Origin of the sequence: Microbacterium resistens, assembly GCF_021172025.1 — a bacterium.
GTDB lineage: Bacteria > Actinomycetota > Actinomycetes > Actinomycetales > Microbacteriaceae > Microbacterium > Microbacterium resistens.
Genome location: NZ_CP082781.1, coordinates 1,038,305 through 1,057,618 on the forward strand (window position 1 = coordinate 1,038,305; position 19,314 = coordinate 1,057,618).

The window sequence follows — 19,314 nt, forward strand, 5'->3', positions numbered from 1 at the left end:
TGCTCGATGGGCGGCCTGGGCCGCCGGGGACTGCGTCAGCCGGCCGTCGGGACCGCGAGGGCCGCGTCCGACACGGACTCGCGGAGGACCTGCTTGCGGATCTTCATGGTCGGGGTCTTGGGCATCTCGTCCACGAGGACGACCTGCTCGGGGAACTTCGCCGGTGAGATGCCCGAGGCGCGACAGTGCTCGCGCACCGCGGCCAGATCCGGCGCCTCGCCTCCTGGTGCCGCGACGAGCACCGCGCAGATCCGCTCCCCGGTCCGTTCGTCCGGAAGGCCGAGCACCGCCACGTCGGCGATGCCGGGGTGAGCCGCCAGGACGTCCTCGATCTCCGCCGGGCTGATCGTCTCCCCCTTCCGGATGATGAGGTCCTTCTCGCGCCCGACGAGGACGAGATGTCCGTCCGGGTCGAGACGCCCCACGTCGCCGGTGAACAGCCACCCCTCGGCGTCGAACGGCGCGACCGGCTGACCGTCCACGAGGTAGTGGAGAAAGCGCATCTCCCCGCGCAGCCAGACCCGGCCGGCCTCCCCGGCCGCCAGGGCGTCGCCCTCCTCCGACCGGATCTCCACCTCGCACCCCTGCACCGGACGCCCGGAGGTCGTCGCGAGGTGTTCGACGCTGTCGCCCACGCGTGCGGAGGTGATCATCGGGCACTCGGTCATCCCGTATGCGTGCAGCACCGGCACTCCCATCTCGGCGAGCACGTCGCGGAACAGGCTCTCCGGCATCGGCGCGCCTCCGCCCGCCAGGATCCGCAGAGTGGGCACGAGCACGGTGCCGGGCGCCTTGCGCTGCTGTTCGAGCAGCAGCGCGTAGTGCGGCGTCGATCCGCCCGTCACCGTCACGCCGGCGTCCCGCATCAGCGCGACCGCGGCTGCCGGCTCATAGACCTCCATGAGCACGAGCGACATGCCGCTCACGAGCGACGCCACGAGCATGTCCGGGCCGCCGATGTGCGCGTACGGGAACAGCACCGTCGCGACGTCGCTCGCCGTCGCCTCGATCGCCGCAGCCAGCGCGCTCCCGCCGGCGATCAGCGTGCCGTCCGCGTGGCAGACTCCCTTGGGCGCCGAGGTGGTGCCCGACGTCGTGTAGATCCACCGCACCTCGTCACGTCCTTCCGGCGCGGGCGGCAGCGACGCGGGGTCGCCGTCGGGCAGGGTCTCCCCGAGCACGATCACCTCGACCCGGTCACCGCTGGCGGCGCGGACGCCGTGCGCCATGGCGGCGTGGTCGAAACCGCGGAACTCGGGGATCGTGATCAGCCACTCGGTGCCGCACTGCGCGACCATCGCGGTGACCTCCCGCTCCCGGTACAGCGGGATGATCGGGTTCTGCACGACGCCGAGCCTCGACAGGGCCAGGCTCAGCACGATCGTGTCGATCCTCGTGGGGAGCTGCCAGCTCACCACGGCTCCTGGTCCGATGCCGAGATCCCTCAGTCCGGCGGCGACCCGCTCGGCGCGGCCGGCCACGTCCGCGAACGTCTCCGTGCGGCCGTGTTCGTCGCGAAGCGCCACCGCAGCTCCGGTGGCAGCGGCCCGGAGACTCAGCAGGTGCCAGAGGGAGACGGCATCGGCCGTCGAGACGTCTCGGGGCGTGTCCGTCGGCCTCACGAGTCCTCCTTGGTGTCCGGCGCGGATCGCAGCGGATCCGGGGTGAGCAGGGGGTATCCGGTGCGCAGCAGCGCGTTGGCGTGTCCGTGCCAGTGGATGTCGAAGGCCGCCTGGATCGCGGTGCGCTGCCCCATCACGTCGAGCCCCTGGTTGATGGCGCGTTTGGCCGTGGCCAGCCCCCACGCGTCCATCTCCGAGATCTCGCGGGCGAGCGCCATCGTCTGGGCGTCCAGATCGTCCAGGGGAACGACGCGGTTGACCATCCCGGCGTCGTACGCCTCGGCCGCGCTGAAGGTGCGCGCTGTGAACAGCATCTCCTTGGCGCGGCGAGCGCCGAGCTCCCAGAGATGCGCGTGGTACTCCACCCCGCCGACGCCGAACTTGACGACCGGGTCGCTGAAGGACGCCGTCTCGGCCGCGACGATGAGATCACACGGCCAGATCACGTTCAGTGCACCGGCGATGCAGGCGCCCTGCACCGCGGCGATGGACGGCTTGGGGATGTCGCGCCAGCGCTGGGAGAAGCCGAGATAGTGCTCGCTCTCCCATCCGTAGGCGCTCTCCATCACGGTCTTGCCGTCGCGGAAGTATCCCGGCGCGGGAGTGCGGAGATCGTGCCCGGCCGAGAAGTTGTCGCCGTTGGCCCGGATCACGATCACCTTCACCGCGTCGTCGGCGGCGGCCTGCTGCCATCGTGCGTCGAGGTCGCGCAGCATCGACTCGTCCTGGGCGTTGTGCTTCTCCGGCCGGTCGAGGCTGATGACGGCCACGGCGTCATCCACGCGGTAGTCGATGTAGCTCACGCGGCCGACTCCGCCCACCGTCGGTCGAGCGCCGACACGACGTCGGCCTCGTTGCGGGCATCCGATCCGAAGTCGAACTGCCAGCGCTTCGCGGCATTCGTGAACAGGTGGACGGACGACTCGACCATGAAGCCGATGCCCGCGTGCACCTCGTGGGCACCGTGCACCATCACCTGCGCCGTGCGCGCGGCCTGTCGGCGGAGAAGGCCCAGGTGCGGCTGCACGTCCTCTCCGGCATCGAGGGCCCGGGCCGTGGAGCGCACGTGCACCGAGGTCCGATGCACGGCGAGGGCGATGTCCGTGCAGAGGTACTGCACGGCCTGGAACCGTCCGATGGGACCGCCGAACTGATGCCGCTCCCGCGCATAGCGGACGGTGATCTCCAGCAGGCGCTGCCCGGCTCCGACCACCTGCGCCGCTCGGAGGACCGCGGCGCGGGCGTCGGCCAGCTCCACGGCGGCATCCGCGCCCGCGCCCCGGGCCAGCACGTCCTCGGACGCGAGCGGCGTGTTCGAGAACCTCACTGCGAACAGCGGACGCTCCCCCAGATTCGGCATCGCCTCGACCTCGACGGAGTCCCCGGACGGGACCCGTGCGAGCGCGTTCTCCGCACCTCGCGCGTGGACCAGAAAGGCATCCGCCCGGTCCGCGAAGCCGACGGCGAGCGCGGTGCCGCTCAGCGCGCCGTCCCGGACGGAGACGTGCTCTCCCCAGTCGGCGGAGGAGAACACCGGGACGACGATCGTCGCGCCATCGCCGATGCGATCCGCCAGTTCCCTGGCGTCTGCCGTGCCCGCTGCCAGCGAGGCGTCGCGCGCCGTCATCAGGTCCAGGAGCGGCCCGTCCACCAGCGCGCGCCCCATCTCCGTGAAGATCGCCGCGATCGTGCCCAGCGGCGCACGATCTTCATCCGCGCCCGTCGGGTCCCCCAGCTGCAACCAGCCCAGGTCGGCGAACTGCGCCACCTGCTCCTCGAAGGACAACGTGCTCGCACGATCCTCCAACGGCGAGTACCGCGAGAACGCGGCCCTGCCGATATCCGCGAGGACGTCGTAGTCCTCGCCCCATGCCACATCCATCTTGTCCTCCTATCGCGGCAGACCGAGTCCGCGCGTGGCCAGCACCATGCGTTTGAGTTGGGAGGTCCCTCCGGCGTGGTTCGCGAACGACTGCCTGTACCAGGCCTCGGGTCTCCCGTCGAGCACTGCTCCGGGCGCGCCGGGACGGAGCTGACTCGCGGGTCCGAGCACGCGATCGTAGATCTGCGCGAACAGCGGTTCGGACTCCTTGGCGATCACCTGCTGCACGCCCCCGCCCCAGGGCGTCTGGCGTCCCGCCGCGTTGTCCCCGATGATCTCGTACGCCATCAGGCGCTGGGTCTGCACGATATCGGCGAGCTCGGTGAGATCGGCCCGCACGTGGGGGTCGTCGAGCAGGCCCGGGATGCTCCGGCAATGCGCGATGAGCGCGCGGAGCCGTTCCTCCTGCATCGCGTAGATCGGCTCCACCGTTCCCGACGCGTAGAAGGCGCGCATGATGTAGCTCCACCCCATGCCCTCCTCGCCGATCAGCGCGTCGGCCGGCACCCGGACGTGATCGAGGTAGGTCGTGGACTGCACGCCGCCGCCGTAGTTGCGCATCGGGTGGAGCGTGACTCCGGGGCTCTTGAGATCCACGACGAAGATGCTGATCGCGTCGCGCGCCGCCTCATCGGTGGAGGTGCGCGCGGCGACGTAGAGCACGTCCGACATCGGCCCCCAGGAGGTGAACGCCTTCTGGCCGGTGATCACCCACTCCTCGCCGTCACGGACGGCCTTCGTCCGGAGCGACCCGAGGTCGGACCCGGCCTCGGGCTCGGTGAGCCCCTCCGCCCAGAGCACGCGCATGTTCGCGATCTCGGGCAGCAGTCGCTTCTTCTGTTCTTCCGTGCCGCCGACCAGGATGGTGCCCGCGGCCAGGAAGATGCCGACCGAGTTGATCATGGGCGCGTCCGCCGCGTACAGCTCCTCCAGCAGGATCTGGTTCGCCACGGGCGGGAGTCCCTTGCCGCCGTACTCGACCGGCCAGGTGAGGCCGATCCATCCCTTCGCGGCGACCTTCCTGCTGAACTCCAGTGCGATGGCCCATTGCTCCGGAGCATCGTCGAACTCCGGGTTGAAGGCGTGCTCCTTGGGCAGCTCCGCGTCGAGGAACGCCCGGATCTCGGCACGCCAGCGTTCGAGATCCTCCCCCAGTTTCCCGCGCATCAGGCGTTCTCCGCCACGAGCTCGTCGGTCCCCGCGCGCTGCTCCTCGGCGCCGCTGCCCTTGTGGCCGGCGGGGTAGAAGCGACGCGCCCACTGGCGGATGTCCCGGAAGCCGGCCGCCTCGGCCGTCGCCAGCCCGGGAGGCTCGGTGTACCGCTGGTGCTCCCAGATCGCGAGGTCGGCGCGCAACTGCCCGATGGCGCTGCGCTGCCGCTTGGCGACGCGCTCCTCGCTCTCGCCGTCCTCCTTGCTGGCCCAGGCGGTGAAGCGGAGGATCGAGGTCTCGTCGTCCACGGGGGTGACCGCGGTGATGCTGCAGATGGCACCGACACCGTAGGCGTACGAGAAGCCGAGCCCGAGGCCCAGCAGACCGGCGAACGTCCGGCCTTCGACGGTCTCGGTCCCGCCGTCCGCCGTGCGGACGGAGAAGTCGAGCGCCAGCTCGGAACGGAAGTCGTGCTCGCCGAACTCACGGCTCACCACGGTCGGGATCTCCTCGGCACGGTGCACGTACTTGAAGTGCGCGAAGTCGACGCCGTTCTCCGCGACGTACTGGGGGTGGATCGGCAGAGCCTCGGACTGGAACCGCGCGCCCTCGTCGGGGACGTGGTAGTCGTCCTCGGAGCCGCTGCCGGGAAAGAGACCGAAGACGCTCGGCACCTCGTACAGGGGCGCACCGCCGTCGTGGTTGTGCCAGAGGTACACGATCCCGTCCCGCTCGGCGGTGTGCCAGGCCCCGATCCGCCGTGCCCGGTTCACCGAGTCCTGATACGGGATCAGGGTGTTCTTGCCCGCGATGCTCCAGCGCCAGCCGTGGAACGGACACTGGATGTCCTCGCCGCACACCGTGCCGCCGTACGCCATGTTCGCGCCCAGATGCTCGCAGTACGCGTTGAGCACCGCGAGCTTCCCGCTCTCGGTGCGAAACGCCACCAGATCGCGATCGAAGTACCGGAGGGGTGTGACGTCACCGACCTCGAAATCGCTCGACCATCCGATCTGGAACCAGCCGGTCGGCTTCATGGAAAGGGCCATCGATGTCACAGTCGTCCTCCTTGAACCCTGGCGGCGGGCACTCGCGGAACTGTGCGACCCGCGATGCGTCCGATGCGGTCCGGTCCTTCGCGGGACCTCCTCCATGAGGCCTCGCGCGGTCACCCGCCGTGGTGACTGCAATCACTGTAGCCAGTGGCTACACTTGCGTCAACCTGAGGCAACGCCGCCCGGGTCCTGATCGGAGGAAGGCCACGATGACGCGCACAGATCCCCCCACCCGCACCTATCCGGGACGACTGCGACTCGACGGGCGCGCGCTCGTCGTCGTGGGCGCCGGCCAGGGCATGGGACGAGAGACCAGCCATGCCCTCGCCCAGAGCGGAGCCCGCGTCGTCTGCGCGGACATCGACGCGGATCGAGCCAGGCAGGTCGCCGCGGAGGTCGACGGGATCCCCTGGTCCGGCGACGTCACGCAGGACGACGAGGTCGCCCGGCTCGTGCATGACGCCGTCGGACTCCTGGACGGCCCGCTGAGCGGCTTCGTCGACATCGTCGGCATGGCGGAATGGGCCGCGGTGCTGGACATGGATCCGCAGACGTGGGATGCGCAGTTCTCGATCTGCCTCCGCCACGCGCATCTGCTCAGTCGGCACATCGGCCGGCACATGATCGAGACGGGAACGGCGGGGACGATGACCTTCATCTCATCGCTGCACGGCCTGACCGCCTCCGTGCACCATGCCGCCTACGGGGCGGCGAAGGCGGGGCTGGTGTCGCTCGTGAAGACGCTCGCCAGCGAGCTCGGCCCTCGCGGCATCCGCGCGAACGCGGTCGCGCCGGGCTCCATCCTCACCCCGAGGATCCTCGCCGCAGGCACGGACGCCCTGCGCGAGCGCGCCGCCGCGGTCGCGCCCCTGAAGCGCAACGGCTCCCCCTCCGACGTCGCTTCCGCCGCTCTCTTCCTCACGAGCGACCTCTCCGCCTTCGTCACCGGTCAGACGATCGCGGTCGACGGCGGCGTCAGCATCATCGACCCTTTCGAGAGCCTGCTGTCATGAGCGCCGCGATCCCCGCCGAGCGCGCCTGTGCCCTCGCCACTCCGCAGAGCCTCCTGGATCGACGTCAGCGGATCGCCTCCGCACCGGAGGCGCCTCCGCTCCCCGGTGTCGAGACCACCGAAGTCCGGATCGGCGGCGTGCGCTGCCTGAGCAGTTCCGCGCAGCGACGACCGGACGACGGGCCGCAGCCGACCACCGTCTACTTCCACGGCGGAGGCTACCGCCTCGGGTCCCCCGAACTGTTCCGAGCCTTCGCGGAACAGCTCGCGCTCGCCAGCGGCGAGCGTGTGATCGCCGTGGACTACCGCCTCGCCCCCGAGCATCCGTATCCCGCAGCCCTGCACGACGCGATCCACGTCTACCGCGCGCTCGCGGGATCGTCGCCGACGCCGCCCGCTCTCGTCGGCGACTCCGCTGGAGGCGGGCTGGCCGCCGCGCTCGCCGCCGCCGGGGCCGCGCTCGGGCTCCCCCGTCCTCGCGCGCTCGTCCTGCTCTCGGGATGGGTGGATCTCCGCTGCACCGCCGAGAGCTATCGCACCCGCGCCGACACCGATCCCCTGTTCGGGCACGCAGACGCCCGCACAGCGGCGGCGCAATACCTGCAGGGCTGGCCGGACGACGATCCGTTGGCCTCGCCGGTCCTCGGCGATCTCCGCGGGTTCCCTCCGGCGCTCCTCCTCGCCAGTTCTTCGGAGTGCCTCCTCGACGACACCCTCGCGATGTCCGCAGGACTCGCGCGCGCAGGGGTGCCGGTGCGGGCGGAGGTCTTCGCCGACCTCCCGCACGCCTGGCCGACGGTCGATCCGGCCCGCGCGGAGTCCGCTCGGGCCGTCCGCATCGTCGCGGACGCCCTCGCGCGCACCACCACCGGGTGAGCGCGGGCTGTCCGCCGGGTCGGACGCCCCGGCGGACAGCGCGCAGCATCAGCCCGCCCACGCCTCCGCGATGTCCGCGGCGGTCGGTTGGGCCCCGAGCGCCCGCAGCGAGTGCCGCAGCACGTCGTCGCCGTACTCGAGCGGGACTCCGACCACCCCGTCACGGACCACGACGACCCTGTACCCGAGGTTCACGGCCTCGATCGCCGTCCCGATCACGCCGACGTTGAGCGAGACGCCGCCGAGGACCACGGTGCGCACGCCCAGCGAACGCAGTACGGTGTCGAGATCGGTTCCGGTGAACGCCGACATCCCGTGACGCCGCCAGGAGAGCACATCGCCGGGTCGCGGCCTCAACTCGGGGAGGACATCGGTGTCCGCCGCCCCCTCGCGCAGCCGGTCCGGATCGCTGCGCTGCAGCCGAGCCAGCGTCGGCGTGTTGATCGGAGTGCCGACGCCGTCCGCGCGGAAGCGGACCACCGCATGGACCACCGGCACGTCGACCTCGCGCGCCGCCCGGACGACCTCGGCGAGCGCGGCGACGATACCTCGCTCGCGCGCGGCGTCGACCAGCGGAGCGAGAAGCGGACCGGAGAGGTCGCCGACCACCCCGCGCTGCATCTCCATGAGCACGACGGCCGTGTGCTCCCGAGAAACGAGCTCTCTGAGGTCCATCGCCTTCTCCTTGCTCTTCGTCGATGCGCCGACCAGCCGAACCGCCACGCGTCAGAAGGCGATCTCGACCTCGTCCGAGGCCGGTCGCGTCTGGCAGCCGAGGAGGTATCCCTCGTCGATGTCCTCCTGGTCCATCGCCTCGGTCGGAGCCATGGACACCTCCCCGGAGACGAGGCGACAGGCGCACGAGCCACACTCTCCCGAGCGGCACGAGTACGGCACGTCGATTCCGCGGGCCAGCAGCACGTCCACCAGCGTGCGATCGCGCGGCCAGGCGACCTCGTGCGTCTCCCCGTCGAGATGGACGACACCCTTCGCAGCACCCGCGGATCCGGCGTCCTGGTCGGCAGGCTCCTCGGGCACGGGTGCCACCTCGTCGAACGGGTTGCCGGAGAGCGAGGAGAACACCTCGCGGTGGACCCGGTCGGCGCCGAACCCGGCGTGACGGAGACCGTCGGCGACGGTGCGCATGAAAGGCGGCGGCCCGCACAGGTACGCGTCCGCGTCGGGATGGCTCGCCGCGGCGTCCGCGACCCGCGGGATGTCCGGGTAGCCGTGCTCGTCGTCGTACCAGTGCAGCATGCTCAGCCGGTCGGGATGCTTCTCCGCCAGAGCGTTCAACTCGGCGCGGAAGATCACCGAGTCCCGATCCCGATTCGCGTACACGAGTCGGATGCGCCCCGTGCCGTCGCGAAGCGCCGCCTTGAGGATCGAGATCACCGGGGTGATGCCGCTGCCGCCGGCGAAGAGCAGGAGGTCCGCGTCGAGCCTCCTCAGCACGAAGGACCCCGACGGCGGGAGAACGGTGATCAGGTCCCCGACGCGAATGCTGTCGCACAGCCAGTTCGATGCGTATCCGCCGTCGGTCCGTTTCACGGTGACCTTGAGATGCGCGTCGATGCCGGGCGTGCTGGAGAGCGAGTAGGAGCGGGCGACCGCACCGGTGCGTTCGCTGGGGATGCGCAGCGTGAGGAACTGCCCCGGGCGGTAGTCGAACACTCGCGACAGCTCGGGCGGGACGCCGAAGACGAGCGAGCGCGCGTCCGCCGTCTCCTCGATGACGTCCACGATGCGCAGCTCCGCCGGTGCGATCCGTGCCGGCTCAGCCATGGGGTCCTCCTTCGGGCCTGCCCGTCGTGGGCGCGGGGCAGCGACGCAGGTCAACGGGCGATCGCCTCGACTGTAGCCATTGGCCACAGTCGCGTCAATATCGAGGATCGCACGCCAGTCCGGACACGCCGAGCGGCAGGGTTGACGCTCGCGTGGCCACTGGCTACAGTCGGTGCGATCGTCATCGATCATCGGGGCGGCGGCGCCGCTGCCACCGTCCCGGAAACGATCGACGTCATGCGATCGTCGTCGAGCACAGAGCTCGGCGGACACGGATCGCACCCGTCTTCAACGAGGAGGATGATGTGAGCACACACAGGTCGAACTGGGGCCGCTGGGGCGCGTCGGATGAGCGCGGTGCCCTGAACCTCCTGACACCGGAACGCGTCCTCGCGGCCCTGCAGCTGCCCAGGACCGGTAAGACGTACGGCCTGAGCATCCCGATCCAGCGCAGTGGCGTCCCGAACCTGGACTACCGAGGCGCCCCGCAGCGGCTCACCCTGACCAACCACGATGACGAGGCGATGGCCCGGGCCAACGGCGGCGCGCCCGGAGTCGGTGCGAACGAGGATCAGCTGATCATTCCCTCCCACACCTCCACGCACATGGACGCGCTCTGTCACGTCTACGCGGACGGAAAGATCTACAACGGATTCCCCGCCGAGGGGATGACCCCGTATCTCGGCGCCGACAAGTGCGACATCACCCAGGTCGGCGGCATCGCCGGACGCGGGGTGCTCATCGACGTCGCCGCATCCAAGGGAGAAGATCCCCTCCCGGCCGGCTACGTCATCACCGCCGCCGACCTGCAGCAGGCGCTGGAGGCGCAGGGCGTCGAGCTTCAGACGGGCGACATGGTCCTCATCCGCACCGGCTGGATGGAGGACTACCTCAAGAACCAGGGCCAGCAGATGCCGCAGCCGGGCATCGGCCGGGAGGCCGCCAGGTTCCTGGCGGAGCAGGACGTCGCCCTCGTGGGCTCGGACAACGCGGCCGTCGAACCGATCCCCTTCGACGAGAACGTGTATCTGGGCGGGCACATCATCCTGCTCGTGGAGCACGGGATCCACCTGGTCGAGAACATGAACCTCAGCGAGCTCGCGGCCGACCGCTGTTATGAGTTCCTGCTGTCGATCGGCGCGCTGAAGGTCACCGGCGCCACGGCGAGCCCGGTCACCCCGGTGGCCATCGGCTGAGCGAACGCCCCATCGGATCGAGACCGCCGCGACGACGGAGCCGCCGCATGTCCCCCTCACTCCCTCGTACCGGCGCCCCTGACAGTCGCCCCGCCCGGCCGAGCACCACACCTATCGACGAAGGACGATGATGACCCTCACCGACACGACCACGACCACGACGCGCGACCCGCACCTGTGGGTGCCGCAACGCAAGGTGGACGACCTGGAGTGGTTCCGCCGGAAGTACGCCGAGGAGCGCGACAAGCGACTGCCGAACACCGGCGCCGACACCTATCAGGCGGTCGGTTTCGACGGAGACCTGGCCGCTTTCGACGCCGATCCGCACGCGACCGGCACCCGCACCGCGCCGCCGTGCACCGCGGAGGTCGACGTCCTCATCATCGGCGCGGGCTTCATGGGGATGAGCGCCGGGATCGAGCTCACCAAACGCGGGCGGACGGATTTCCTCATCCTCGACGTGGCGGCGGACTTCGGCGGCACCTGGTACTGGAACCGATACCCGGGCGTGCGGTGCGATGTCGAGTCCTACGTGTACCTGCCGTACCTGGAGGACACCGGATACATCCCGACCGAGCGCTACGTCCGCGGCAGCGAGATCTTCGCCTACTGCCAGTCGCTGGCGAAGCAGTTCGACCTCTACGAGCGCGCCCTGTTCCAGACCCGCGTGACCGGGATGGAGTGGGATGAGGCGGCAGCGCGCTGGATCGTCCGGACCGACGCCGGAGACGCGGTGCGCGCACGATTCGTCTCGACGCAGAGCGGGACCTTCAGCCGCCCGCAGCTGCCCGGCATCCCCGGCATCGAGACGTTCGCGGGGCACAGCTTCCACACGAGCCGGTGGGACTACGACTACACCGGAGGAGACATCACCGGGAACCTGGAGAAGCTCCGCGACAAGCGGGTCGCGATCATCGGCACCGGGGCCACCGGCGTGCAGGCGATCCCCCAGCTCGCCGAGTACGCGCAGTCGCTCGTCGTCTTCCAGCGCACCCCCACGCAGATCGCCCCGCGGGAGAACGCGCCGACCGACCTGGAGTGGTTCCGCTCGTTGCCGGAGGGATGGCACCAGGCGCGACGCGCGACCTTCGACAAGTGCGCCATGGACCGCGCGACCGCGGACTGCGAGGTGGACGACGGCTGGATCAAGTTCGCGAAGTACCAGCTCGGCGCGATCTTCGAAGCGGGTGGCGCGGAGCCCACTCTCGAGCAGCTCATGGACGCGATGGAGCGCTCGGACTACGAGTGGAACGAGATGCTCCGTGACCGCGTCGACGCGATCGTCGAGGATCCGGAGAAGGCCGAGAAGCTCAAGAGCTACTACCGCACCATGTGCAAGCGCCCCGGGTTCAGCGATGACTTCCTCCCGGCGTTCAACCGGGACTCGGTGACCATCGTGGACACGTCCGAGACCCCGATCGACCGGATCACCGAACGCGGCATCGTGGTCGGCGACCACGAGTATGAGGTGGACCTCATCGTGTTCGCGACGGGGTTCCAGATCGGCCGGACCTGGACAGACCGGGCCGGATACGACGTCGTCGGCCGCGACGGCAGGATCCTGTCGGAAAAGTTCGCCACCGGAACGAGCACGTACCACGGCTTCCTCAGCGAGGACTTCCCCAACCTCTTCTTCCTCGGCTTCGTCCAGTCCACGGCGGTCTCGAACATCGCGAACCTCATCGATCATCAGGCACGGCACATGGTCTACATGATCGACAAGTGCCTGACCGAACAGATCAAGGCGATCCAGCCGACCTCCGAGGCCGAGGCCGGGTGGAACGAGACGATCGCCGGGCACGCCGAGATGCGCCGGGACTGGAACCGGACCTGCACCCCGGGCCAGTACAACAACGAGGGCCGGATCGACGACAAGCGCAGCACCCTGGTGGCAGGCCTCTACGGCCCGGGGTACGAGTACTTCGACATGCTGCAGCAGTGGCGCGAAGACGACCGGTTCGACGGCCTGGCGCTCACCCGCTGAACCGAGAAGGAGAAGACCATGACGCTGACGCCCGTCCGACTCGGATACGCGCTGTTCACCCTGGTGGATCCCCACCGCGGCCACGAGGTCGCGTACAACCGGTGGTACGAACGGGACCACCGATACTCCGGCTGCATGATCGGCCCGGGCTGGTTCGCCGGCAGCCGATGGGTGGCCACCCGCGCGATGAAGGACCTGCGCTTTCCCGCATCGGGCCCCGTGGCCAGCACCGTGGACGAGGGCTCGTATCTCGCTGCCTACTGGGTGCACGAGCCGGATGCCGAGGTCGCGGACGCCTGGGCGCAGAAGCAGGTCGGCGAGCTGTACGCCGCCGGACGAGGCTTCCCGGAGCGCTCGCACGTCCACACCGCCCAGTACCTGCCGGACTCGACGGTGTCGGCGGGAGAGGACTCCGTGCCGTTGGAGCTCGCGCACGATCACCGGTACGGGGGTCTCGTCGTCCTGATGATCGAGCCCGCAGCGGGCGTCTCGCGCACCGACGCGATCCAGGCGATCGAAAAGGGGCCCGCGGCCGCCCTGCTCGGCAAGGGCGCCGTCGACCTGATCAGCAGCTGGCGGATGAAGCCCTGGCCCGCCGACCATGACGTCCCGATGAAGATGGGCAATGACGGCGGCACCGCGGAGCGCATCCTGCAGATGCTCTTCCTGGAGGACGAGCCCGTCCGGAGCTGGCCGCAGATCATCGACTATGCGGCGGACATCGAGCGGTCGGGGGCCGGCACCGTGACCTTCGCCTCACCCTTCCTTCCCACCATTGTCGGCACCGACATCTACACGGACGAGCTGTGGTGACCGTGCACGACGACGACCGGACGCCGACATGCTGAGCGGCGAGAAGATCCTGGTGACCGGGGTCGCGGGACAGATCGCCTTCCCGATCGCCCGCATGCTCGCCGCGGACAACGACGTCTGGGGGCTCGCGCGCTTCAGCGATCCGCAGGCGCGGGAGCGAGTCCGCGAGGCGGGGATCACTCCGGTCGCGTGCGATCTCGCAGCCGGGGACTTCACCGGAGTCCCGAGCGACGTCACCTACGTCGTCCACCTGGCCGCAAGCCAGGCGCCGGGCTGGGACTACGACGGCGCCATCCGCGCGAACGCGGAGGGCACCGGGCTGCTCCTCCAGCACTGCCGGAAGGCCCGGGGCGCGCTCGTCATGTCGACGCACTCCGTGTACCGCCCGCAGGACGACCCGCGCTACGTGTTCACCGAGGAGTCGCCGCTCGGCGACTGCAACGCCACACACAGCCCGACGTACTCGATGTCGAAGATCAGCCAGGAGGCGACAGCACGACTGGCGGCCCGCGCCTTCGACATTCCGGTCACGATCGCCCGGATGAACGCCTCGTACGGGCCGAACGGCGGTCTGCCCGCTCACCATGTCGATGCGATCGCCGAGGGTAGACCCGTCACGACCCGTTGGGATCCGTGTCTGTACAGTCCGATCTACGAGGACGACATCAACGCCCAGACCTCCGCGCTCCTGGAGGCGGCGACGATTCCCGCGACCATCGTCAACTGGGGCGGCGACGAGCCAGTGAGCGTCCAGGAGTGGTGCTCGTACGCCGCCGAGCTCATGGGGACGGCCGCCGACGTCGTGGTCGCCCCGATCGACAACACGCTCCGGGGTTCGGTCGCCGACAACGCCCGCAGGCTCTCGATCACCGGCCCGTGCACGGTCGACTGGCGCGAGGGCATCCGCAGGACCGTCGCCGCGCGGCACCCGCAGCGGCTCACCGCATCGACCCGCTGATCCCCGATAGACGACAACAGTGAGGACTTCGGCCATGACCGCGCAGAGCGCACCGTCGCACACCACCTTCGACCCGTTCGCCGAGTACGACACCGCCACGCTCGTCTCCTCCGACCTCTTCGAGATCGCCGCTCCCGTCGAGCGAGTGTGGGAGGTGCTGGTGGACATGCCGCGCTACGGCGAATGGAACCCGTTCTGCGTTCGCGCCGAGTCCACCCTCGAGCTCGGCGCGCCGGTCCACATGAGCCTGGTCGACTACACCGGCGGCGGTGCCCTCTTCCCGGGCGTCGAGTTCGTCTGCGCGGTGGAACCGAATCACTTGCTGTCGTGGGAGCTTCCGTTTACCGAGGAGTGGCCGTACGCGGCACGGCGGGACCAGATCCTGGAGTCCGTCGGCCCCGAGCTCACCCGGTACCGCTCGACGGACGCGTTCCTCGGTCCGAACGCCATCCATGTCATGCGGTTCTCGGGTCCGTGGGTGACCCGCGCCTTCAACGACACCGGTCGCGCGCTGAAACGGCGTGCCGAGGCGCTCCACCGCGGCGAGATCGCCTGACACGTTTCACCGGCGGGTCCTGATCCCGGGACGGCGAGGTCGTTCCTGGCCTGTTCGCACCTGGGGAACACTCCCGCCCTGTCCGAGACCGTCTGGCGGCCGCCTTCTCATCGACATCGAGGAACACACAATGCCGAACATCCCCAGCACGATCGACCAGATCCTGCTCGAGCACGCGCTCAGCCAGGTCCTGATCCGCTATGCCACCGCGGTCGATACCCGCGAGCTCGCCCTGTTCGACGAGGTCTTCACCTCCGACTGCACCTCGACGTATGGCGGCGATTACGTGTGTCACGGAGTCGAGGAGCTCCGCCGCATGATCGATCTGCACATGGGAGGGTGCGGTCCGACCCAGCACCTCCTCGGCAATCTGGAGGTCGACGCCTCCGATCCGAGTCGTGTCCGCAGCCGGATCCATGTCCGCGCCGTGCACGCGGGCGCGGGTGATCGGGCGGATCTCCGCTACGACGCCGTCGGCCACTACGACGACGAGTGGGTTCTCGTGCCCGCGGGCTGGCGGATTCATCGCCGAAGCATGACGCTGCTGCTGGAGATCGGCGACCGGAGCGTGATGCGGCCCGCGCCTGCCGTCGACTACCCCGCTCAGGACGTGTGACAACCGAGAAGGACGATCCATGCTGCTGCAAGACAAAGTCGTCATCGTGTCCGGCATCGGACCCGGTCTGGGCATTCGCCTGGCACGACAAGCCGCCCGTTTCCAGGCGTCCGCGGTCGTGCTTGCGGCGCGCACCCCGTCACGCCTCGACGACGCGGTCGCACAGATGACGGCAGCCGGGCACACCTGCGAAGTGATGGCAGTGCCGACCGACATCACGGACGCCGATCAGTGTCGGCGACTCGCGGACGCGACGGTCGAGCGGTTCGGCCGCATCGATGCGCTGATAAACACCGCGTACGAGCATGGCCCGTGGGAGCCCTCGGGCACGGCATCCATGGACGGCTGGCGGCAGGCGATCGAGGTCAACCTGTACGGTTCGGTGCAGATGACGCAGGCCGTGATCCCGCAGATGACGCGACAGGCGGACGGCAGCATCGTCATGATCAACACCGTGGCGACGCGCCGGGTGAATCAGCTCGAATCCGATCGGCATCCGCGTCAACAGCACCTATATCGGCTGGATGGACGGCGAGCCGGTCCGTCAGTACCTGGAGGCCGATTCGGGACGTCAGGGGATCACCGCGGATGCGCTGGCCGACGAGATCGGGAAGCAGATCCCGCTGCGGAACGAGATCCCTCGCGAAGAGGACTGCGCGACGGCCTCACTGTTCCTCGCAAGCGACTATGCGCGCGCGATCACCGGGGCTCATCTCGACGTCAACGGCGGCTTCTTCCTCGGCCGCTGACCGTTCCGCCTCACTGCGCGCGGCGGTAGTGCACGGCGATCGCCCCGTTGCGCAGGGGCGTCGCCGACACCAGAGCGAGATTCCGCGTGTGCCGTAGTCCCCGCTCATAGAGGGTGGGGCCGTGGCCGGCGATCCGGGGGTGGACCAGGAAGCGGTACTCGTCGATGAGGTCCAGGCGGTCCAGCGAGACCGCCAGTGCGCCGCTGCCGAGGAGCACTCCGTCCGGGGTCTCGTCCTTGAGCCTCTGTACCGCCCCGCGCAGGTCGTCGCCGGCGAGGTGATGACTGTTCGTCCAGGGAAAGTCCGTCCTCGTCGAGGACACGACGTGTTTCGGCTTCGTCTCCAGTGCGACGGCCCAGTCGCGCATGGCCGGAGGCGCCGGCTCGTCCCCGCGCGCCACCGCCGGCCAGAAGGCCTCCATCATCTCGTACGTGACCCGACCCCAGAGCATCGCCCCCGTCTCGGACATGAGGCCGGTGAAGTAGGCGTGCGTCTCGTCGTCGGCGATCCCCTCCTCGTGGTCGACACACCCGTCGAGCGTCAGGTTGAGGGAGAACGTCAGAAGTCCCATGGCGCGAGCCTAGGCCTCGGATCGGAAGACCGCCACGGGTGGGAGCCGAAGCCGACGTCGGCGCGTGGGCCCTGCCGGGATCGAACCGACGACATCCACGGTGGAGTCCGGGCACTTGGCTCCGGTGACGCCGCTGTTCGGTCGTGCCGTCAGCTAGGCCCGCTACCGCATTCTGCCGCGGATGCCCGCGGCACGACTCGCACGAGAATCCCGCTGCGACTCTGGGCGTGGCGGTCCTCGAAGCCGATATCTCGGAGTCCCTAACGTCAGCATCATGCTCGACGACGAGCGGTCCCCTGAAGGAGTCCCCATGCACGTTCACGACCTGGAAGCGCTCGAGATGTTCCTGGACTACCAGCGCTCCAAGAACCTCTCCCCCACGACGATCCGCAACCGTCGAAGCATCCTGACGACCCTAGCCGGGCAGGTCGGGAACCTCGTCGAATGTGACGTGTTCTCGCTCCGCCGTTACGTCGGCCGAGAGAACGTGAAGGCAGGCACTCGTCGCACCGAGCGCGGAGCGATCGTCGCGTTCTACACGTTCCTCCACGAGGAGGGCATCCGCCCCGACAACCCATCGACGCGGCTGCCGATCATCCGCGTCCCCAAGGGCGAGCCTCGTCCGTTCAGCGCCGAGCAGATCGACGCCATGCTGAACTCCGGCGCGTACCGACGCACCCAGGCGATGATCCTCGTCGGCTATTACCAGGGCTTCCGGGTCTCCTCGATCGCCCGCGTGCACGGTCACGACATCGACCTGATGACAGACACCATCAGCACGCTCGGCAAGGGCGCGAAGCTCCGCCGGCTACCCCTGCACCCGGTGATCCGCGAGCTCTCCCACACGATGCCGAAGGACTCGTGGTGGTTCCCGGCACGCAAGGACCCGTCGAAGCCGATGCGGTCCGACTCGGTCACGAACCTGATCACGAAGGCGAAGATCCGGGCCGGCATCCTCGACCCCTTGCTCACCCCGCACTCTCTGCGCCACGCGTTCGGTACAGACCTCGTCGAGCAGGACGTCGACATCCGTGTGGTGCAGGAGCTCATGATGCACGAGACGCTCACCACGACCCAGATCTATACGCGGGTCAGCGAACGGAGGAAGCGCGCAGGGATCGTCGCCCTCCCCGCGCGTCCGATCCCCACCCGCTCGGGAAGGAAGACCCCCCACGCGGCGTGAGCCTGCCGCAGACGCACGAAATCGCCCCGCACAGCCGATTGGCTACGCGGGGCGATTCTGTCGCTCCTGATTGGTACTCAGCCGTTCAGGTTCGCGATCGCGAAGTCGGCTTCCTCCTGGGTGAACTTCTCGCCATACTCGCTCGTCAGCTGGTCCCGGATCGCCTCCGGCGACATCGCCATCTGCTCCTGGTAAGTCTTCGCCTTCGCAAGCGCGTTCGCGTTCCAGTCTGCCTTCACGTTGTCGACCGCATACTGAGCTGCCTCAGGGCTGAATTTCTCACCGTATTCGGACGTCAGCTGGTCGTACAGGCCCGCCTTGCTCATGTACATGACAGACGAGTACATCTCCGCCTTCTTGAGCGCCGATACGAACTCGGCTGGCACCTCAGGCTGTGCCGGCGCAGGTGCCTCCTCTGGCTCAGCAGGCGGAGCCTCGGTCTCTACGACAGGCGCGGGCGTGGCCTCCGGTTCGCTGACCGACGTCTCAACCGGAGAAGACGCCGGCTGGCCCTTGTTCCCCAGTCCGAGAGCGCTACCGATGCCACCGATCACAATCACAGCAGCCGCGATCGCGCCGGCGATGATCCAGCCCTTCTTGGACTTCTTCGCGGGCTGTGCGGGTGCCACAGGCGCCGCAGGAGCGGCTGGCTCAAGCCACTGCGTGCCGTCCCAATAGCGCTGCTCGTTGTTCGCGTGCGGAGCGGGGTACCATCCGGGCGCGGGTGTGTTCTCGGACATGGACTGCCTTTCGGAGACTACGAGAGCGGAAGCGCCGGCGCTTGACTCTCGGAGCGCCTGCGCGCTCTGATCGGGAGACTACTGGTGAAGCGATTCCCGTTGCCGGCCGGTCAGATAACGATTCAGGATCACCGCAGGGCGCCGTTCTCAACGATGGTGACGTCGGCGGTTGGGCGTAGTCTCCGGCCACGATGGGAACGAACCGCCGCTACGCGCACGTGATCGACCGGGAGCGGGATGAGCAGATCCTGGCCCGGTGGGTCGCGACGGCGGGGCCGTTGCAGTCCCTGACTCCGGACGAGCTGGACCTGGCGAACGAGCCGGTGACGATCGCGCCGAAGCCGCCGCATGCGCGGGCGTGGGTGCGGTTCGGGGCGCAGCCGGCGAAGGTCGACTGCGTCGTCGAGCGGTGGACGGAGAAGGCGTGCGGGGTGTCGTTCACGGTCCAGGGGAAGACGTTCCGCTGCTGGGTGTGGTCGAACGCGGTCATGGCGCCGGCACCTCGGGGCGGGCAGAGCGCGTGAGCAGCTAGTGAGCTCGTCAGTGTTCACCTCGCCCCGGTGC

20 protein-coding genes and 1 pseudogene are annotated in these 19,314 nt (G+C 69.2%); 12 read left to right on the forward strand and 9 right to left on the reverse strand.

Annotated elements, in window-relative coordinates; all coding sequences use genetic code 11:
* Window positions 1-35: 35 nt before the first annotated feature.
* The 5 genes from K8F61_RS04945 to K8F61_RS04965 are packed head-to-tail and all read right to left on the reverse strand — an operon-like array spanning window position 36 to window position 5,705.
* Window positions 36-1,622 (reverse strand): AMP-binding protein, encoded by a 1,587-nt coding sequence (locus K8F61_RS04945; protein ID WP_231820877.1) that lies wholly within the window; start codon window positions 1,620-1,622, stop codon window positions 36-38.
* Complete coding sequence (locus tag K8F61_RS04950) at window positions 1,619-2,425, reverse strand: enoyl-CoA hydratase (protein WP_231820878.1); 807 nt, start codon at window positions 2,423-2,425, stop codon at window positions 1,619-1,621. Before K8F61_RS04950 ends, K8F61_RS04945 begins: the two co-directional genes overlap by 4 nt.
* Window positions 2,422-3,504: an acyl-CoA dehydrogenase family protein gene (locus tag K8F61_RS04955; RefSeq protein ID WP_231820879.1), complete on the reverse strand. Its 1,083-nt coding sequence runs from the start codon at window positions 3,502-3,504 to the stop codon at window positions 2,422-2,424. Before K8F61_RS04955 ends, K8F61_RS04950 begins: the two co-directional genes overlap by 4 nt.
* A 9-nt stretch (window positions 3,505-3,513) precedes the next feature.
* Entirely contained in the window at window positions 3,514-4,671 is a 1,158-nt protein-coding gene (locus K8F61_RS04960; RefSeq protein WP_067243162.1) for an acyl-CoA dehydrogenase family protein, read from the reverse strand.
* Entirely contained in the window at window positions 4,671-5,705 is a 1,035-nt protein-coding gene (locus K8F61_RS04965; RefSeq protein ID WP_231820880.1) for a Rieske 2Fe-2S domain-containing protein, read from the reverse strand. Before K8F61_RS04965 ends, K8F61_RS04960 begins: the two co-directional genes overlap by 1 nt.
* 215 nt (window positions 5,706-5,920) lie before the next feature.
* Between K8F61_RS04965 and K8F61_RS04970 the strand changes: the two genes are divergently transcribed.
* Both K8F61_RS04970 and K8F61_RS04975 read left to right on the forward strand, forming a co-directional pair.
* Window positions 5,921-6,724 (forward strand): SDR family NAD(P)-dependent oxidoreductase, encoded by an 804-nt coding sequence (locus tag K8F61_RS04970; protein ID WP_219085801.1) that lies wholly within the window; start codon window positions 5,921-5,923, stop codon window positions 6,722-6,724.
* Window positions 6,721-7,599, forward strand: a complete 879-nt coding sequence (locus K8F61_RS04975; protein WP_231820881.1) for an alpha/beta hydrolase — start codon at window positions 6,721-6,723, stop codon at window positions 7,597-7,599. Before K8F61_RS04970 ends, K8F61_RS04975 begins: the two co-directional genes overlap by 4 nt.
* Window positions 7,600-7,647: 48 nt before the next feature.
* Here K8F61_RS04975 and K8F61_RS04980 read toward each other — a convergent pair whose 3' ends face one another.
* Complete coding sequence (locus K8F61_RS04980; RefSeq protein WP_231820882.1) at window positions 7,648-8,274, reverse strand: isochorismatase family protein; 627 nt, start codon at window positions 8,272-8,274, stop codon at window positions 7,648-7,650.
* Between the two features lie 51 nt (window positions 8,275-8,325).
* Window positions 8,326-9,384: a ferredoxin--NADP reductase gene (locus K8F61_RS04985; protein ID WP_231820883.1), complete on the reverse strand. Its 1,059-nt coding sequence runs from the start codon at window positions 9,382-9,384 to the stop codon at window positions 8,326-8,328.
* A gap of 305 nt (window positions 9,385-9,689) precedes the next feature.
* On the opposite strand from K8F61_RS04985, the gene K8F61_RS04990 reads away from it, so the two are divergent.
* From K8F61_RS04990 to K8F61_RS19025, 8 genes and pseudogenes are all read left to right on the forward strand, one after another.
* The gene (locus K8F61_RS04990) at window positions 9,690-10,580 is read left to right on the forward strand and encodes a cyclase family protein (protein WP_231820884.1); all 891 of its coding nucleotides are present in this window, start codon (window positions 9,690-9,692) and stop codon (window positions 10,578-10,580) included.
* A gap of 127 nt (window positions 10,581-10,707) precedes the next feature.
* A complete protein-coding gene (locus tag K8F61_RS04995; RefSeq protein ID WP_231820885.1) occupies window positions 10,708-12,564 on the forward strand; it encodes a flavin-containing monooxygenase in 1,857 nt (618 codons plus the stop codon).
* Between the two features lie 18 nt (window positions 12,565-12,582).
* Complete coding sequence (locus tag K8F61_RS05000; protein ID WP_231820886.1) at window positions 12,583-13,377, forward strand: hypothetical protein; 795 nt, start codon at window positions 12,583-12,585, stop codon at window positions 13,375-13,377.
* Window positions 13,378-13,429: 52 nt separating this feature from the next.
* Window positions 13,430-14,335: an NAD-dependent epimerase/dehydratase family protein gene (locus K8F61_RS05005; protein WP_231820887.1), complete on the forward strand. Its 906-nt coding sequence runs from the start codon at window positions 13,430-13,432 to the stop codon at window positions 14,333-14,335.
* 34 nt (window positions 14,336-14,369) lie between these two features.
* Window positions 14,370-14,891 (forward strand): SRPBCC domain-containing protein, encoded by a 522-nt coding sequence (locus K8F61_RS05010; protein WP_067243153.1) that lies wholly within the window; start codon window positions 14,370-14,372, stop codon window positions 14,889-14,891.
* A gap of 130 nt (window positions 14,892-15,021) precedes the next feature.
* Window positions 15,022-15,507 carry a nuclear transport factor 2 family protein gene (locus K8F61_RS05015; protein WP_231820888.1) on the forward strand — a complete coding sequence of 162 codons (486 nt, stop codon included), beginning with the start codon at window positions 15,022-15,024 and terminating at the stop codon, window positions 15,505-15,507.
* 19 nt (window positions 15,508-15,526) lie between these two features.
* A pseudogene (locus tag K8F61_RS19130) lies at window positions 15,527-15,922 on the forward strand (SDR family NAD(P)-dependent oxidoreductase); the annotation flags it as partial.
* 109 nt (window positions 15,923-16,031) lie between these two features.
* Entirely contained in the window at window positions 16,032-16,256 is a 225-nt protein-coding gene (locus K8F61_RS19025) for an SDR family oxidoreductase (RefSeq protein ID WP_269456633.1), read from the forward strand.
* 10 nt (window positions 16,257-16,266) lie between these two features.
* Here the strand turns inward: K8F61_RS19025 and K8F61_RS05025 are convergent, their stop codons facing one another.
* Complete coding sequence (locus tag K8F61_RS05025) at window positions 16,267-16,827, reverse strand: dihydrofolate reductase family protein (protein ID WP_231820889.1); 561 nt, start codon at window positions 16,825-16,827, stop codon at window positions 16,267-16,269.
* Window positions 16,828-17,137: 310 nt separating this feature from the next.
* Here K8F61_RS05025 and K8F61_RS05030 point away from each other — a divergent pair, with 310 nt between their 5' ends.
* The gene (locus K8F61_RS05030; protein WP_231820890.1) at window positions 17,138-18,010 is read left to right on the forward strand and encodes a tyrosine-type recombinase/integrase; all 873 of its coding nucleotides are present in this window, start codon (window positions 17,138-17,140) and stop codon (window positions 18,008-18,010) included.
* A gap of 77 nt (window positions 18,011-18,087) precedes the next feature.
* Here the strand turns inward: K8F61_RS05030 and K8F61_RS05035 are convergent, their stop codons facing one another.
* Window positions 18,088-18,750 carry an Ltp family lipoprotein gene (locus K8F61_RS05035; RefSeq protein ID WP_231820891.1) on the reverse strand — a complete coding sequence of 221 codons (663 nt, stop codon included), beginning with the start codon at window positions 18,748-18,750 and terminating at the stop codon, window positions 18,088-18,090.
* 191 nt (window positions 18,751-18,941) lie between these two features.
* On the opposite strand from K8F61_RS05035, the gene K8F61_RS05040 reads away from it, so the two are divergent.
* Complete coding sequence (locus K8F61_RS05040; protein WP_231820892.1) at window positions 18,942-19,274, forward strand: hypothetical protein; 333 nt, start codon at window positions 18,942-18,944, stop codon at window positions 19,272-19,274.
* The last annotated feature ends 40 nt before the right edge of the window (window positions 19,275-19,314 follow it).